16 protein-coding genes and 1 other RNA gene are annotated in these 15,192 nt (G+C 63.0%); 7 read left to right on the forward strand and 10 right to left on the reverse strand.

Going from position 1 to position 15,192, the window contains the following annotated elements; translation table 11 throughout:
• Window positions 1-77 precede the first annotated feature (77 nt).
• Window positions 78-1,649 carry a GH39 family glycosyl hydrolase gene (locus tag XcyCFBP4188_RS13545; protein ID WP_043910581.1) on the forward strand — a complete coding sequence of 524 codons (1,572 nt, stop codon included), beginning with the start codon at window positions 78-80 and terminating at the stop codon, window positions 1,647-1,649.
• A gap of 212 nt (window positions 1,650-1,861) precedes the next feature.
• Here the strand turns inward: XcyCFBP4188_RS13545 and XcyCFBP4188_RS13550 are convergent, their stop codons facing one another.
• The gene (locus XcyCFBP4188_RS13550) at window positions 1,862-2,134 is read right to left on the reverse strand and encodes a metal/formaldehyde-sensitive transcriptional repressor (RefSeq protein WP_043910584.1); all 273 of its coding nucleotides are present in this window, start codon (window positions 2,132-2,134) and stop codon (window positions 1,862-1,864) included.
• 65 nt (window positions 2,135-2,199) lie between these two features.
• Here XcyCFBP4188_RS13550 and dmeF point away from each other — a divergent pair, with 65 nt between their 5' ends.
• Window positions 2,200-3,183 (forward strand): CDF family Co(II)/Ni(II) efflux transporter DmeF, encoded by a 984-nt coding sequence (dmeF, locus tag XcyCFBP4188_RS13555; protein WP_104592301.1) that lies wholly within the window; start codon window positions 2,200-2,202, stop codon window positions 3,181-3,183.
• Between the two features lie 89 nt (window positions 3,184-3,272).
• Here the strand turns inward: dmeF and XcyCFBP4188_RS13560 are convergent, their stop codons facing one another.
• Window positions 3,273-4,100 carry a ferredoxin--NADP reductase gene (locus tag XcyCFBP4188_RS13560; RefSeq protein ID WP_167393549.1) on the reverse strand — a complete coding sequence of 276 codons (828 nt, stop codon included), beginning with the start codon at window positions 4,098-4,100 and terminating at the stop codon, window positions 3,273-3,275.
• Window positions 4,101-4,135: 35 nt separating this feature from the next.
• Here XcyCFBP4188_RS13560 and XcyCFBP4188_RS13565 point away from each other — a divergent pair, with 35 nt between their 5' ends.
• The 5 genes from XcyCFBP4188_RS13565 (at window position 4,136) to XcyCFBP4188_RS13585 (ending at window position 8,523) form a co-directional block, all read left to right on the forward strand.
• Window positions 4,136-5,155, forward strand: coding sequence for an ABC transporter ATP-binding protein (locus tag XcyCFBP4188_RS13565; protein WP_043909068.1), 1,020 nt, complete (start codon window positions 4,136-4,138; stop codon window positions 5,153-5,155).
• Window positions 5,152-5,955, forward strand: a complete 804-nt coding sequence (locus XcyCFBP4188_RS13570; RefSeq protein WP_023905597.1) for an ABC transporter permease — start codon at window positions 5,152-5,154, stop codon at window positions 5,953-5,955. Before XcyCFBP4188_RS13565 ends, XcyCFBP4188_RS13570 begins: the two co-directional genes overlap by 4 nt.
• Window positions 5,955-6,707: a DUF3800 domain-containing protein gene (locus XcyCFBP4188_RS13575; RefSeq protein WP_006450845.1), complete on the forward strand. Its 753-nt coding sequence runs from the start codon at window positions 5,955-5,957 to the stop codon at window positions 6,705-6,707. Before XcyCFBP4188_RS13570 ends, XcyCFBP4188_RS13575 begins: the two co-directional genes overlap by 1 nt.
• Window positions 6,708-6,825: 118 nt before the next feature.
• Window positions 6,826-7,764, forward strand: a complete 939-nt coding sequence (gene panE / locus XcyCFBP4188_RS13580; protein ID WP_104592303.1) for a 2-dehydropantoate 2-reductase — start codon at window positions 6,826-6,828, stop codon at window positions 7,762-7,764.
• Between the two features lie 243 nt (window positions 7,765-8,007).
• Window positions 8,008-8,523 carry a hypothetical protein gene (locus XcyCFBP4188_RS13585; RefSeq protein WP_043889539.1) on the forward strand — a complete coding sequence of 172 codons (516 nt, stop codon included), beginning with the start codon at window positions 8,008-8,010 and terminating at the stop codon, window positions 8,521-8,523.
• Window positions 8,524-8,587: 64 nt separating this feature from the next.
• On the opposite strand, the gene XcyCFBP4188_RS13590 is transcribed toward XcyCFBP4188_RS13585, so the two are convergent.
• From XcyCFBP4188_RS13590 to XcyCFBP4188_RS13625, 8 genes are all read right to left on the reverse strand, one after another.
• Window positions 8,588-8,663: non-coding RNA, sX9 sRNA (locus XcyCFBP4188_RS13590), on the reverse strand.
• A gap of 65 nt (window positions 8,664-8,728) precedes the next feature.
• Complete coding sequence (locus XcyCFBP4188_RS13595) at window positions 8,729-9,427, reverse strand: single stranded DNA-binding domain-containing protein (RefSeq protein ID WP_043910137.1); 699 nt, start codon at window positions 9,425-9,427, stop codon at window positions 8,729-8,731.
• Between the two features lie 68 nt (window positions 9,428-9,495).
• Window positions 9,496-9,903: an acyl-CoA thioesterase gene (locus tag XcyCFBP4188_RS13600; RefSeq protein WP_006452020.1), complete on the reverse strand. Its 408-nt coding sequence runs from the start codon at window positions 9,901-9,903 to the stop codon at window positions 9,496-9,498.
• Window positions 9,904-10,288: 385 nt separating this feature from the next.
• Window positions 10,289-10,615: a thioredoxin family protein gene (locus XcyCFBP4188_RS13605; RefSeq protein ID WP_006452019.1), complete on the reverse strand. Its 327-nt coding sequence runs from the start codon at window positions 10,613-10,615 to the stop codon at window positions 10,289-10,291.
• Window positions 10,587-11,072 carry a flavodoxin gene (locus tag XcyCFBP4188_RS13610; RefSeq protein ID WP_006452018.1) on the reverse strand — a complete coding sequence of 162 codons (486 nt, stop codon included), beginning with the start codon at window positions 11,070-11,072 and terminating at the stop codon, window positions 10,587-10,589. Before XcyCFBP4188_RS13610 ends, XcyCFBP4188_RS13605 begins: the two co-directional genes overlap by 29 nt.
• A 6-nt stretch (window positions 11,073-11,078) precedes the next feature.
• The gene (locus tag XcyCFBP4188_RS22630) at window positions 11,079-11,348 is read right to left on the reverse strand and encodes a hypothetical protein (RefSeq protein ID WP_139051519.1); all 270 of its coding nucleotides are present in this window, start codon (window positions 11,346-11,348) and stop codon (window positions 11,079-11,081) included.
• Window positions 11,349-11,371: 23 nt separating this feature from the next.
• Window positions 11,372-12,415: a ribonucleotide-diphosphate reductase subunit beta gene (locus tag XcyCFBP4188_RS13615; protein WP_006448529.1), complete on the reverse strand. Its 1,044-nt coding sequence runs from the start codon at window positions 12,413-12,415 to the stop codon at window positions 11,372-11,374.
• Between the two features lie 176 nt (window positions 12,416-12,591).
• On the reverse strand, window positions 12,592-15,093 hold the full coding sequence (locus tag XcyCFBP4188_RS13625) for a ribonucleoside-diphosphate reductase subunit alpha (protein ID WP_006448528.1): 2,502 nt from the start codon (window positions 15,091-15,093) through the stop codon (window positions 12,592-12,594).
• Between the last annotated feature and the right edge of the window lie 99 nt (window positions 15,094-15,192).

A 15,192-nucleotide genomic window follows, 5' to 3' on the forward strand; every position in this document is an offset into this window, starting at 1 on the left:
GATGCATCCACATCCCGTCCGCAGCGCTGCACCGGAGCTGGGTTACGCTCCCTGATCGAATACTGGTGGGAGCGATGATGCGTCTGAAGATTTTGTTGGCAATCGCATTGAGTAGCTGCATGGCGACCTCGGCAGTGGCGCAAGAGATCGCACCTGCGCCGCGCACGATCCAGGTGGATCTGGCTACCGCCAGCGGGCCGGTCGACCGTTTCTACGATCTATCGATTGGCTCGGACTTCCCCGGCACCTTGCTCCGCAGCGACACCCAGGCACACCTGGTTCCGGCCGTGCAGGAGTTGGGCTTTCGCTACATCCGCTTCCACGACGTGTTCCATGACGTGCTCGGCACGGTGAAAGACGTCGACGGAAAACTCGTCTACGACTGGACCAAGCTGGATCAGCTCTACGACGCGCTGTTGGCCAAGCGCATTCGTCCGTTCGTGGAATTGGGCTTTACCCCGAGCGCGATGAAAACCTCCGAGCAGACGCTCTTCTACTGGAAGGGCAACACCTCGCATCCGGATCCGGCCAAGTGGACGCAGCTGATCGATGCCTACGTGCGCCACATCCGCGCGCGCTATGGCGCCGACGAAGTGCGGCAGTGGTATTTCGAGGTGTGGAACGAGCCCAACCTCAAGGATTTTTGGGAAAACGCCGACCAGCAGGCTTACTTCGCTCTGTATGCGAACACCGCACGCACGATCAAGGCGATCGACCCGCAACTGCGCGTGGGCGGCCCCTCCACCGCCGGTGCCGCATGGGTGCCGGAACTGTTGGCCTATGTGGCACAAAACAAACTGCCGATCGATTTCGTCAGCACGCACACCTACGGCGTGGACGGCGGGTTTCTCGATGAAGACGGCAAGCAGGACACCAAGTTGTCCGCATCGCCGGATGCCATCGTTGGCGATGTGCGAAGGGTGCGCGCGCAGATCCAGGCATCTCCGTTCCCGGATCTGCCGCTGTATTTCACCGAGTGGAGCAGCAGCTACACGCCGCGCGATTTCGTCCACGACAGTTACATCAGCGCGCCCTACATCCTGACCAAGCTCAAACAGGTGCAAGGCCTGGTGCAGGGCATGAGCTACTGGACCTACACCGATCTGTTCGAAGAACCCGGCCCGCCACCCACGCCGTTCCACGGTGGCTTCGGGCTTATGAATCGCGAAGGCATCCGCAAGCCGGCCTGGTTTGCCTACAAGTACTTGAACGCACTCAAAGGCCGCGACATTCCGCTGCGCGACGCACACGCATTTGCGGCGGTGGATGGCCAACGCATCGCCGCGTTGGTATGGGATTGGCAGCAGCCGGTGCAGGCGGTCAGCAATACGCCGTTCTATACCAGGCAGGTGCCCAGCACCGAAAGCGCGCCAGTGGTGTTCCGGATGACGCAGGTGCCGGCCGGCACGTATCAGCTGCAGGTGCGCAAGACCGGCTACCGGCGCAACGACCCGCTGTCGCTGTACATCGACATGGGCATGCCCAAGGACCTGGCGCCGCGTCAGCTGACCCAGCTGCAGCAGGCCACGCGCGATACGCCCGAGCAGGACCGCCGCGTGCGCGTCGGCGCCGATGGCGTGGTGGAGATCCGCGTCCCGATGCACAGCAACGATGTGGTGCTGATGACGTTGGAGCCGGCGGCGCGCTGACAGCCCGCGGCAGCACGCGTTTGTCACGGTCGAGCGCCTGCTCGACCACGGCGCGCATCGTTGATGGTGCATCGGTGCGCGGACCCTAATGAGCACGTGGCGCTACGATTCCAACGCACCGCATGCCTATCGTCGATGGCGGCGTGAGCGGTGTGGATTGGCCGCTCTGCTCGACGCGACAGCACCAACACCAGCGCCGTCAGGCAGGCCTGCTACTTGAGATACGTTTTGAGAATGGCCGCGATGTCCTCGACGGCAAGTTCTCTGTCACCCAATGTCTCCGGCGCCGCCACGTGATGCTTGAGGTGCTCGCTGAGCAACTCGACCATCAGCCCCTGCGCCGCGCCGCGGAACGCCGCAACCTGTGTCAACAACGCAGTGCAGTCCACGTCCTGCGCCAGGGCTTTTTCCAGCCCCTCCACTTGTCCACGGATCCTGCGCACGCGGGCGAGCAGTTTGGATTTGTCCTGATTCAGATGTGCCATTGCCATATACCCCCTAGGGGTATCTGAGATACCATAGGGGGGTATCGTAGCCAGAGCCCCTTCCGATGTCGATCACGCACGCCGCGCCGCACTGCGCGCAGTCGCACACCTTTGCCAGCGCAAACCCGCTGGCCGAACACAGCACCCGCAAGGCTGTCATCCTGACCGTGGTCATGATGGTGGTGGAAATCGTCGGCGGCTGGACGCTCAACTCCATGGCCTTGCTCGCCGATGGCTGGCATATGAGCTCACACGCGCTCGCCCTGGGTCTGGCGCTGTTCGCCTACCGCTTCGCGCGGCGCAACGCCAACGATGTGCGTTTCACCTTCGGCACCTGGAAGGTCGAAGTGCTGGGTGGCTACACCAGTGCGATTCTGCTGTTGGGCGTTGCCTGCCTGATGGCGTTCCAATCGGTGGAACGGCTGTTTTCGCCCAAACCCATCCAGTATCAGGAAGCCACGGTCATTGCAGTCATCGGCCTGCTGGTCAACCTGATCTGCGCGTGGTGGTTACGCGATTCGCATAGCCATGCGCATGGCCATGGTCATCACCATGGGCACGGCCATGAGCACGCGCATGACGGGCATGGGCACCACGATGGTCACGCCGATCTCAATCTGAGAGCGGCGTATCTGCACGTGGTCGCCGATGCCGCGACCTCGGTCTTGGCGATTGTCGCGCTGGTCGCCGGCATGCATTGGGGCGTGACCTGGCTAGACCCGATCATGGGCATCGTCGGCGCGGTGCTGGTCACCGTGTGGGCGTGGGGACTGCTGCGCAGTACCGGCCGCGTGCTGCTGGATGCGGAGATGGATGCCCCGGTGGTGGAAGAAGTGAAGCAGGTCATCGCCGAGCTGCCGCATGCGATCGACATCGGCGACCTGCATGTCTGGCGCGTCGGCAGCGATCGTTATGCTTGCGTCATCAGTCTGGTCACCGCGGCAGACATCGATGCGAAGCTGGTTCGCGAGGCGCTGCAGATTCACGAAGAACTGGTGCATATCACCGTCGAGTTGCAGCGCCCGGCACTGCACGCAGCGCGGGCGTAGCACCGCCTATGCGCAACCGCATGCACGTTGCATGCTGCACAGCGTGCATGCAGCTGCCGGCGCTATCGCTGCGCTGCGGACCTGGTTGCTCAGGTCTTCGAAGGCGCCGGGCTGACGTATTTCTCGCGGCGGATCTGCGCGTTCGGCAGGCCGGCTGCCTTCAAGGCTTCAATGCAGCTGTCCACCATGTCCGGATTGCCGCACAGGTAGGCAATGTCGCCTTGTGCATCGGGCGCGAATTCGGCCAGCTGCTGCTGCACGTAGCCATGCCGCACATCGGCATGCGGCTGGTCGGGCAGCTCGCGCGAGAAACACGGCACGTAGCGGAACTGCGGGTGCGCATCGGCAAACGCACGGAAGTCATCGCCGTACAGCAATTCGGCCGGGGTGCGCGCGCCCTGCAGCAGCACCACCTGCACGCCACGGCTGGCGATCGCCTCGGCCAGCAACGGCAGCATCGAGCGGTACGGGGTGACCCCGGTACCGGTGGCGATCAGCACATAGCGCCGGTTGTGGTCGCCCGGCGGCAGGCAGAAACGGCCATAGGGACCGCTGGCCTGCAACTGGTCGCCGATCTGCAGGCCTTCGAACAGCGCAGTGGCCGAGCCACCGGGCACGAAGCTCACCGCGATATCCACCGCCTCGCCCGGTCCGAACGCGTGGTCGTGGATGGTCGCCAGCGAATAGCTGCGCTTGGTCGGCGTGCCATCGGCGCCGCTGAAATGGATCTGGATGAACTGCCCGGGCTGGAAATCCAGCGGCTGCCCGTCGTCACGCAGGAACTGGCAGTGGGCCACGGTGGGCGCAATCATGCGCCGGTCGACAAGCTTGAGGGGGAATTGAACGGGCACGAACGTATTTAGGACAGTCTGTGATCGGGGCTTGCCCCCGCGGGCTTCTATAATAACGGCCTGCAACTCGCTGCGCCGTCACGCTGACGCGAAGGAACATCTTGAATTCCCCATCTCCGATCACCGCACCCGCGCTGCGTGTGTGCGATCTGCGCAAGACCTACGACAACGGCACCCAGGCGCTCAAGGGCGTCTCGCTGGACGTGGCGCCAGGCGATTTCTTCGCCCTGCTCGGCCCCAATGGCGCCGGCAAATCCACCCTGATCGGCATCATCAGCTCGCTGGTGAATCTGTCCGCCGGCCAAGTGGAAGTATTCGGCACCGATCTGGTCGGCCACCGCAGCGATGCGATGCGGCTGATCGGCCTGGTGCCGCAGGAGGTCAACTTCAACCTGTTCGAAAAACCCTTCGACATCCTGGTCAACTACGCCGGTTTCTACGGCATGCCGCGTGCCGAGGCCGAGCGGCTGGCCGAAGCGGAGCTGCGCCGCTCGCACCTGTGGGAAAAGGCCCAGGTGATGAGCCGCACGCTGTCCGGCGGCATGAAGCGCCGGCTGATGATCGCCCGCGCCATGATGACCCAGCCGCGGCTGCTGATCCTGGACGAGCCCACCGCCGGCGTGGACATCGAGATCCGCCGCGACATGTGGCGCGTGCTCAAGGAGATCAACGCGGCCGGCACCACCATTATCCTGACCACGCATTACCTGGAAGAAGCCGAGCACCTGTGCCGCAACCTGGCCATCATCAACCACGGCCAGATCGTCACCCAGGGCCCGATGCGCGAATTGCTGGCCAAGCTCGATGTGGAAGGCTTTTTGTTCGATATCGACGGTGACCTGCCGGCCGAATTGCCGGTGATCGAAGGCACCACGCTCACCGCCATCGACGGCCACACACTGGACCTGGACATGCCGCGCGCGATGGACCTCAACCGCGTGTTCGTCACGCTCGGCAGTGCCGGCATCCGGGTGCGCTCGATGCGCACCAAGAGCAATCGACTGGAAGAGCTGTTCGTGCGCTTGACCGGTGATGCGCCGGCGCCAGACGCCGCCGCACCCGCGACGCCCATTCCCAACGGCACACCGCCTGCGCAGCCGCGCAGCGGAGGCCAGCCATGAACGAGATCCGCACCGTGACCGAACCCACCAACGCACGCCGCAACTGGATTGCGCTGGGCACCATCGTGCGCCGCGAAGTGCAGCGCATCCTGCGCATCTGGGGCCAGACCCTGGTGCCGCCGGCCATCACCATGACGCTGTACTTCTTGATCTTCGGCGGGCTGATCGGCTCGCGCGTGGGCGACATGGGCGGCTACAGCTACATGCAGTTCATCGTGCCGGGCCTGGTGATGATGAGCGTGATCCAGAACAGCTACGGCAACATTTCATCGAGCTTCTTCGGCGCCAAGTTTGGCCGGCATGTGGAAGAGCTGCTGGTGAGCCCGATGCCCAACTGGGTGATCCTGTGGGGCTACGTCTCCGGCGCGGTGCTGCGCGGGGTCATGGTCGGCGCGCTGGTGCTGATCATCGCGATGTTCTTCACCCCGGTGCGCATACCGCATCCGCTGGTGACGCTGAGCACGGTGGTGCTGGGCGCGATCATCTTTTCGCTGGCCGGCTTCGTCAACGCGGTGTACGCCAAGAAGTTCGACGACGTGGCGATCGTGCCCACCTTCATCCTGACCCCGCTGACCTATCTGGGCGGCGTGTTCTATTCGGTGAAGCTGCTGCCGCCGTGGGCCGAAGCCGCCACCCACGCCAACCCGATCTTCTACATGGTCAACGCCTTCCGCTACGGCCTGCTCGGCAGCTCGGACGTGCCGATCTGGGTCGCCTACGCGCTGATGCTGGGCTTTGTCGCGGTCCTCAGCGCGCTGGCGCTGTGGTTGCTCAGGCGGGGCGTTGGTTTACGCAGCTGATGGTGCAGTTCAGCGACTACATCGTATTCGTCGATGAAAGCGGCGACCACGGGATGGCGAACATCGATCCGGCCTTCCCCTTGTTCGTGCTGTCTTGCTGCCTGATCAGCAAACGCGATTACATGGCTGCGGTGGTACCGGCGATTCAACGGATCAAGTTTGCGACGTTCGGCCACGATGCCGTGGTGCTGCATGAACGTGAGATCCGCCGGGATATTGGGCCGTTTTCGGTATTGCGCGATCGCGAAAGGAAACAGGCGTTTATCGATGTACTGACAGATGCATTGGCCTCCGCGCCGATGACGATTTTTGCCGCCGTCATCGACAAACGCCGCCTTCAGGATCGCCAGCGCGGGGAAAATCCGTATGAAATCTCGATGCGTTTCTGCCTGGAGCGGATGTACTACAAGCTCAGCAAGCAGGGCCAGGTTGCGCAACGCGGCGCACCATTGACCACGCACGTGCTGTGCGAGGCGCGTGGACATAACGAGGATCAGGACCTGGAATTGGCATTTCGCCGGATCTGTGGCGGCGACAATTTTTCTGGTGTCGAGATGCCGTTCGATCCGGTGATCTGCGACAAGAAAAGCAATGCGATCGGGTTGCAGCTGGCCGATCTGGTCGCGCGTCCGATCGGGATGCGGCAGTTGCGTCCCGACCAACCCAATCGTGCGTGGGACGTCATCGAGCAGAAGCTGGACAAGGATGCCACTGGCCGTTATCTCGGCTACGGGTTGAAATGCTTCCCGTAAAAACAAAAGGCCCCGGCGATTCCGCCAGAGCCTGATGCCGACCGAGAATCCCCGATCCGGTTGCGACTTTAACACCTTGCCCGACACGCTCCAACCATCAAGCTGAACGGAGATTCTGATGCATATCCTCATCCTCGGCGCCGGCGGCACCGGCGGTTATTTTGGTGGACGTCTGGCGCAGGCCGGGGTCGATGTCACCTTCCTGGTGCGCGATGCGCGTGCGGCGCAGTTGCAGGCCGATGGCTTGCGCATCCGCAGCCCGCTGGGCGATGCGGATCTGCCGGTGGCGCATGTCACCGCGCAGGACCTGCCGGCGCTGGTGGCGCAGCGGCCATTCGATCTGGTGATCCTCAGTTGCAAGGCCTACGACCTGGACAGCGCGATCGAGGCGATTGCGCCGGCCGTCGGCGAGCACACCACGGTGCTGCCGATCCTCAACGGTCTGCGGCACTACGCAGCGCTGGACGAGCGCTTCGGTGCTGCGCGGGTGTTGGGCGGGCTATGCTTCATCAGCGCCACCAAGGGCGAGCATGGCGAGATTCTGCACCTGGGCAAGCCGGCGGCGATGACCTTCGGTGAGCGCAGTGGCAGTGCCGCATCGGCGCGGGTGCAGGCGTTTGCTGCGGTGTGCGCGCAGGCAGGCATCACCCATGTGGCCAGCGAGCAGATCGCGCAGGAGCAGTGGATCAAGTACAGCTTCCTCACCGCGCTGGCGGCGGCCACCTGCCTGATGCGTGCGCCGGTCGGTGCGATCGTGGCCACCGACGACGGCCGCGCGTTGATCAACGGCTTGTACAACGAATGCCTGTGGGCCGCCGATGCGGCCGGGCAGCCGATTCCGGAAGCTGCGCGCGCCAAGGCGCTGCAGACCTTGTTGCAGGTGGATTCGCCGCTGAAGGCCTCGATGCTGCGCGATCTGGAAGCCGGCCAGGACGTGGAAGCGGCGCAGATCGTTGGCGACATGCTGAAGCGGGTGCGCGAGACCGGGCGTAATGCGCCGCTGCTGATGGCGGCGAATGTGCATCTGCAGGCGTATCAGGTGTTGCGGCATAGCTGAGGCGATCGGGTGTGCGGGTAGGTGGACGTGTGAACCGTACCCCCATCCGCCCTGCGGGCACCTTCCCCCGGTGGGGGAAGGGATTTAGGCGATGAGGTGATGCGTTGAGGTTGCACGGCGTATCGCTGCATGTCATGCGATGCCGCGCGCCGCGCGCGATAGAAATCGGCATTGCCACTGCCTTCGCGCTGCAACGACGCGTTGCACACGATGCTCTGCATCCCCTCGCCCGTCGTGCTCGCCATGAAACTGCTCAGCCACCTGTTCCGTGCCGGTCACTTCGTGATCCTGGCGTTTTTCGTGCTGTGCGCGGCGGGTCTGGTGGCGATGGCCGGGTTGGAGCTATGGCATGGGTTTACGCCCGGCGGCGATATGGTGGTGCGCGATCGTTTCAACGTGGTGCTGGAGGCGATCGGCCTGCTCACCGTGGCGCTGGTCACGCTGGAGCTGGGCCAGACCATCTTCGAAGAAGAAATCCTGCGCGATGTCAAAGTCAGCGGGCCCACGCGGGTGCGGCGCTATCTGTCGCGCTTTTTCGTGGTGATCGTGATTGCACTGGCGATCGAAACGCTGGTGTCCATCTTCGAGCTGATGCACGACGATCCGGCCAAGCTGCCGTACGCGGCTGCGGTTGGCCTGTGCGCGGCGCTGCTGCTGATCGCCTGGGGCGTATTCGTCAAACTCAACCGCAGCGCCGAAGAGCTGGAGCCCGAGGCGATGGAAGAAACCAAGCGCGAGGACCGCGAAGTCGAGGAGTAAGCACTTCGCGCGCGGCCGCATGGCGTTGCGCTATGCCGGTCGACAGGGCCGTCGTTTTTTAGTGGGCTAACAAAACGTAGCGAGTGGTCGTCAGATGGATGCGGACGGCGCGGAGGAACCGGAGTGTACGGGTGGTACATGCCGATTCCGAGCACCGGCCTCGCCCGCCTGGTTGTCGCGCAGTAGTTTTGATAGCCGCTCTTACTCAGGGTCGTGCAATGGCAGCCGCTGACCCTGGAGCACGTAGACGCATCGCCTCGGCGGATTCTTCCGTGCTGCGCTCCGGATCCGTATCGACCAACGCGATCGCAGCCCGGCGCTCGTGGCGCGACAGCAGGGTGATCCATCCGGCCTCGATCGTGGTGATGCTGCCCGCCGGGTCGCCGCGACCGACCTGATGCCCGCTGCTGCGTGGCTGGTCGGCCGCGATGTCCTGCGCGACCTCGGCGACCACACCACGCACCTTGATCCGGTCGCCAGTGCGTACGCGCGTGCCCATGCGCATCGTGTACTCGCTCTCACCGGGTACACCGATTCCGGTGTCATAGCCCTGATCGAGCACGAACACGGCGTCGGAGGTCGCATCCACGCCATCGCCTTCGTCCTGCACAAACCAGCCCACCACCTTGCCGCGATTGCCATCGCCCAGGGTTTCGGCAAGCTCCTGGCCAATCTCGTCGCTATCGCCCGCCAGGCTGCGGGTCACAATGCCTTCGATGGCCACCTTTCGCCCAAGCAGCGGACTGATGTCAGCGCTGCCCTGGATGCGACCGATCAGCACGCGATCCGGATCCATCGGCGCAACAGCCTGATCACTCTGGGCCGGCAGCGGCGCGCGGCACGCGCCGAGCAGCGCGGTCATCATCAGCACCGCCATCCAGCGCGGTGCGCGGATCCTTCGCATCGCATGACTTCCTGTGAGTAAAGAGACCGAGTCTACCGCGCGCACCACTGCCGCCTACCGCAAGCGGTTCAGGCCTGCGGCGCAGGCAACGGCGTCACCGTGGTCGGCTTGCCATCGGCGCCGAGCGCGATCATCACGAAGTGGCCGCGCGTGCACAGCTCGCGCGCGCCACTGAGCAGGTCTTCGGCGATCAATTCCACTTCCACCTTGATCGAGCTGCGCCCCACCGACACCACGCGCGCGATGGTTTCCACCATCTGGCCCTGGCGGATCGGCAGTTTGAAATCCACCTGATCCGAGCGTGCAGTGACTACCGAGCGCCGCGCATAGCGCGAGGCCGCCAGAAACGCGGCCTTGTCCATCCACGCCAGTGCCTGGCCGCCGAACAGCGTGCCCATGTGGTTGGTGTGGTTGGGGAACACGATCTCTGCCATGCGGACTTCGATCGGGGGAGGCGTCTGCGGGCTGTCTGACATGCGGGTTTCCAAAGAGGGGGATGTGCGGCCACTGCGTGCCAAAGCGATTGCAACAGCCGAGCGCGCGCCGGAGATGCCTTCAAGCCGCAACGGCGTCCGCCGGAACGCAGCGCCGCTGCTGTATCGCTGTCCGTTGTGCCTACGCCGGCGCAGATACGCGTTGGAGGAAATGCTGCCGGCTCAACTGCATCGGCCGATGGCTGGCAGTCTGCGTGGCGCATGCCCGCGCACTGCGTTGCGCGCGATATGTTTTTTATCGGGAAGGCGGTCGCGGCCGGGGCCGCTCCTACGAGAGAGCTAGTTCACGTCATCGTTCGCTTGTCGATACGGCGGCGTGTACCGAGATCTTCGATGACGCGCATCGAAGATGGGTTACATCGACGACTCAGAGGCTGCTCTTGACCGCGGTTTCCACCTGCGCCGGCGACTGGAAGCCCGGCAGGCGCGCCACTTCGCTGCCATCGCGATACAGCGCCAGCGTCGGGGTCTGGCGCAGGCCGAGGTCGCGGAAAAATTCTTCGCCCACCACTTCCAGCTTCACTTTCAACAAAGCCACGCCGTCGGCGGCGTCGCTGGCGGCAAACTTGTCCAGCGACATGTCGAGCATGCGACAGCCGGGGCAGTTGTCCTTGTAGAAATCCACCAAAGCGCGCGGATGCGCGGCCAATGTGGCGGTGTAGTGCTCAGGCGAGGTGACGGTAATGGTCTGCATCATGGAATTGATTCTTGCATTGGGCCAGGACCGCATCGGTCCAGGTAGCGATGGCCTGCGCATCGCGCACGCCGTGGGGCATCTGTTCGATGGTCAAACGCGGAAACGGGCTGGCGAAGAAGCGCGCGATGCGATGCACCGCACCGCAAAAAAAATCCTCGCCCCACTGTGTTTCGCCGGTGCCGAACACCGCCACCTGCGGTGGCTTGCCCAGCGTGTCGACCAACTCGACGATAAAGCGTTTCATCTCTGCCGGTGTACGGCCACCGTTGTCGGTCCAGCTACCGAGCAGAACCAGTTCGTATTGGCCCGGCGCGTGCGGCACTTGCGCCAGCGTCTGCACATCGGTTTCCACCCAGGTCACCGCATGACCAGCGGCTTCGCAGCGCAAGGACACACTGCGCGCAACATCACGCGTGTTGCCGCTAAGGGAAGCGAGAGCCAACAAGATCTGCACCTGAAATCACCAGCTAATTCGAATCGTCTTTTTCTCGACGTTGCCATCTTCAACGATTTCAGCTGCATAACCTTTTTCACGCACGGAATTAAGTGCAGCTTGCAACTCTTTATCCGAGACAGCACTAGCCAGGTATTGCCTAGTAATAGACCGCTCACCAGCTTTAGAACATGCATCTAAAACAGAAGCGATATCCGCAATAATCTGCTCAAAACTGACATCAAAACTTGATGAATTTGCACGCGCTTGATCAGCGCTAATTAAATTTGCAGACATCTCATTCTCCGTCGATGTAATTATTAAAGATCATCGAAGCCGTTGTCAGAATTCGTCTTCTTGTAGCTGGCATTGCGCATTTCGAAGAAATCGGTCTTGGTCTCGGTGAAGTTGTCGGCGTAGGCCTTGATCCACGGCATCACGTTGTCGTTGGCGCCTTCGTACAGCTTCTCGATGCCGAGCATGCCGGCCATCTTGTTGGCGCGGTACTTCACGTAGCGGATCATCTCGTCCACGTCGATGCCGTCGATGCCGTCCAGCACTTCGGCGGTCCACACCGTTTCCAGGTCGATCGCGTGCTCGAAGGCCTTGTGCACGTAATCGGTGAGCTGGTCGCCCTGCAGCGCCTGGTTCTCGCCGATGATGGCGCGGATCAGTTCGCTGATGAACTTGGAGTGGGCCAGCTCGTCGCGGTTGATGAAGCTGATGATCTTGCCGGTGCCGGTCATGCGGTTCTGGCGGACCAGATTGTAGAAATACGCAAAGCCGGAATAGAAGTTGATGCCTTCCAGGATCGAGGACTGGATCAGCGCGCGGATCAGCGTTTCGGCCGTCTTGTCGCGCAGGAAGTCGTCGTAGGCGCCCATGATCGGCGCGTTGCGCTTGATGATGGTCGGATGCGTACGCGCGAGCTCGAACACGCGGTTCTGGTCGGCCAGGCCGGTGATCGAGGCCAGCACGTAGCTGTAGCTCTCGTTATGGATCACTTCCTGCTGGCCGATGATCGCGGCATTGGCGTGCGCGGCCGGGTCGGTGATGTATTCGGCGACGTTGTAGATGAAGCGCGTCTGCGGCGAATCCAGCGTGGCCAGCAAGCCGATGATCGAATCGTAGGCGTTCTTTTCGCGCGCCGACAGCTCGTTGTACTGGCGCGCGTCGCCCTTCATGTCCACCTCGTCGGGGATCCAGAAGTTGGTCGACAGTTCCTTGTACGCCCGATAGAAGGACGGGTACGGGATGTCGTTCCAGTTGAGGATGCCGGAGGTCTGGCCATTGATGATGGCGGTGGAGCGGTTGGGGTGACGCGGCTCCAGGATCTTGATGCGCTCAAGCGGTGTTGCGGACATGGGTCTTTACTCGTCTTTCAGGCGTCGCGCGCGCGTGCAGCAGGGACGGCGGCAGCAATCGTTCTGGAGGAAAGCCCCCTGAGTCAGGGGGCGCGCCAAAGGCGCGGGGTGTGGAAGCTGATGAAGCAGGGTCCACGGTTCGCAACGCGAACCGTGGAAGCGAAGCGCGAATGCGCTTAGCTACTGCACCACTCGCATTCGCTGATGTCGATATCGTTGGAGCGCACGTAGTACGTGGTCTTCAGGCCTTCGCGCCAGGCGGTCATGTGCAGATCCAGCAACGTGCTCGCACGGATGGTGCTGGGCACGTAGAAGTTGAAGCTGATCGACTGGTCGATGTGGCGCTGGCGACGCGCGTTCTGGCGCACGCTGGCGAACTGGTCGACCTTGTAGGCGCCCTTTTCGTAGTACGGCCAGGTTTCCAGCGACAGGCCGGGCGCGGCGACCGGACGACGGAAGTCCTTCTTCTCTTCGTAGTAGAACGCGCTGTAGATCGGATCGATCGAGGCGGTGGAGCCGGCGATCTGCGCGGTGCTCATGTTCGGCGCAACCGCCAGCATCCAGGCATTGCGCACGCCATTGACGGCCACCTGTGCGGACAGCTCCAGCCACTGCGGGCTGTTGTAGTCGCGCGCACGGAAGTACTCGCCGGTGTGCCAGTCGCTGCCGCGGAACACGCTGTAGGTGCCCTTTTCCTTGGCCAGCTCCATGCTCGCCTGGACGGTCAGATAGTTGATGCGCTCGTACAGCTCGTCGCTGTAATCCTCGGCTTCCTTGGCGTTCCAGTGGATGGACTTTTGCGCCAGCAGATGGTGCCAGCCGAAGGTGCCCAGACCGATGGCGCGGTACTTCTGGTTGGTGATGGTGGCCTGCGGCACCGGCAGCTGATTCAGATCGATCACGTTGTCGAGCATGCGCACCTGGATCGGGATCAAGCGCTCCAGCACGTCGGCGCCCAGCAGATCGGCCTGGTCGTCCTGCGCGATGATCGCGCGGCCCAGGTTGATCGAAGACAGGTTACACACGACAAAGTCGCCCGCCTTCTTGGTGGTGACGATCTGATTGCCGCTGATGATCTCCTGCATCATCCGCGTCGGGCTCATGTTCTGCAGGATCTCGGTGCACAGGTTGGACGAATAGACCATGCCCTCGTGCTTGTTCGGGTTCTTGCGATTGACTTCATCGCGATAGAACATGAACGGGTTGCCGGTTTCCAGCTGGCTGACCATGATGCGCTTGAAGATTTCGATCGCCTTGACGGTCTTGCGCGTGATGCGCTCGTCGGCGACGACTTCTTCGTACTTGCGACGGAAGCTGCTGTTGGCGTCGCCCTTCTTCTCGTCGTAGAAGTCCTGCAGGTACCAGCCCTTGATCCGCTTCACTTCGTGCGGATCGAACAGGTACCAGTCGCCGCGACGCTCGACCGCTTCCATGAACAGGTCCGGGATGCACACCGAGGTGAACACGTCGTGCGCGCGCAGACGCTGGTCGCCGTTGTTCAGGCGCAGATCCAGGAACGACTCGATGTCGCGGTGGAAGATGTCCAGATAGACCGCGATGGCGCCCTTGCGCTGGCCCAGTTGGTCCACCGACACCGCGGTGTTGTTGAGCTGCTTGATCCACGGCACCACGCCGCCGGACGAATTGGACACGCCGCGGATCGCCGAACCCGACGAACGCACATAGCCCAGGTACGCACCGACGCCGCCGCCGTGCTTGGACACGCGCGCCACGTCGGTGTTGGAGTCGTAGATACCCTGCAGGCTGTCGTCGACGGTATCGATAAAGCAGCTCGACAGCTGGCCGCCGACCTTGCCGGCATTGGCCAGCGTCGGGGTTGCCACGGTCATGTACAGGTTGGACAGCGCCCAGTAGGCCTCGCCCACCAGCTGCATGCGGCGCTCGCGGCTGCCCTTGCCGTTGCCGATCTCGTCCTGCATAAGATACAGCGCAATGGTCAGCCAACGCTCCTGCGGCAGCTCGAACACGCCGCGCGAGTTGTCGGTGGCCAGGTAACGCGTAGCCAGCAGGTACAGGCCGTTGTAGGCGAACAAGGTGTCGCGCTCGGGCGCGATCATCTTGCCGGCTTCGATCAGTTCGTCCTTGGAGTAGCGGCGCAGGATGTCGTTGGAATAGACATTGCGGTCGGCCAGGCTCTCCTGCAGGCCGACGAACGAGCCGTACTTCTGGCTGGCGTCGTAGAACCGGTTGCGGCTGGCGCGCTTGTACAGGCGGCGCAGGTACAGACGCGCAGCGAAGTGCTCCCACTCCGGGGTGGTCAGATCGACGCGGGCCTCGGCCTCGCGGATCAGGTGGTCGACCAAGTCGTCGGCGTTGACGCTGTCCTTGCGGTCGACAAAGCCGAACACCGAACGCTTGTAGTCGGCCACGTCCAGCTGCGGGAATTCGGCATGGATCTGGTCGATGGCGCGCTCCAGGCGCTCCGGCTCGAACGGAATCTTGCGGTTGCCGGCTTCCTTGGTGATCCAGGTGGAGACGGTTTGTTCTTCGATGGTCTGTGCGTGCATTGCAATGGCTTGGCGGGGGGGCGGCACAACATCCGACGGGTCGGTCGATTCAAGCGCGCTGTGACCAGGCGTGCTGACACTGGCGGGAGCGCTGGGGGTGGTGGCTAAGGTACCGGCTGCGATCGCGGCAAGGGTGTCGTTGGTGGTCATGCGTCCTCCATGCGTAGGCACACGAACCCGGCTGGGGACGGGCTGCGGCCGATTCTCCGGACTCCCTGGACAGCGATGGCGGTGGGCGACGACCAGCAC

It is taken from the genome of Xanthomonas hortorum pv. cynarae (assembly GCF_002939985.1).
GTDB lineage: Bacteria > Pseudomonadota > Gammaproteobacteria > Xanthomonadales > Xanthomonadaceae > Xanthomonas > Xanthomonas hortorum_D.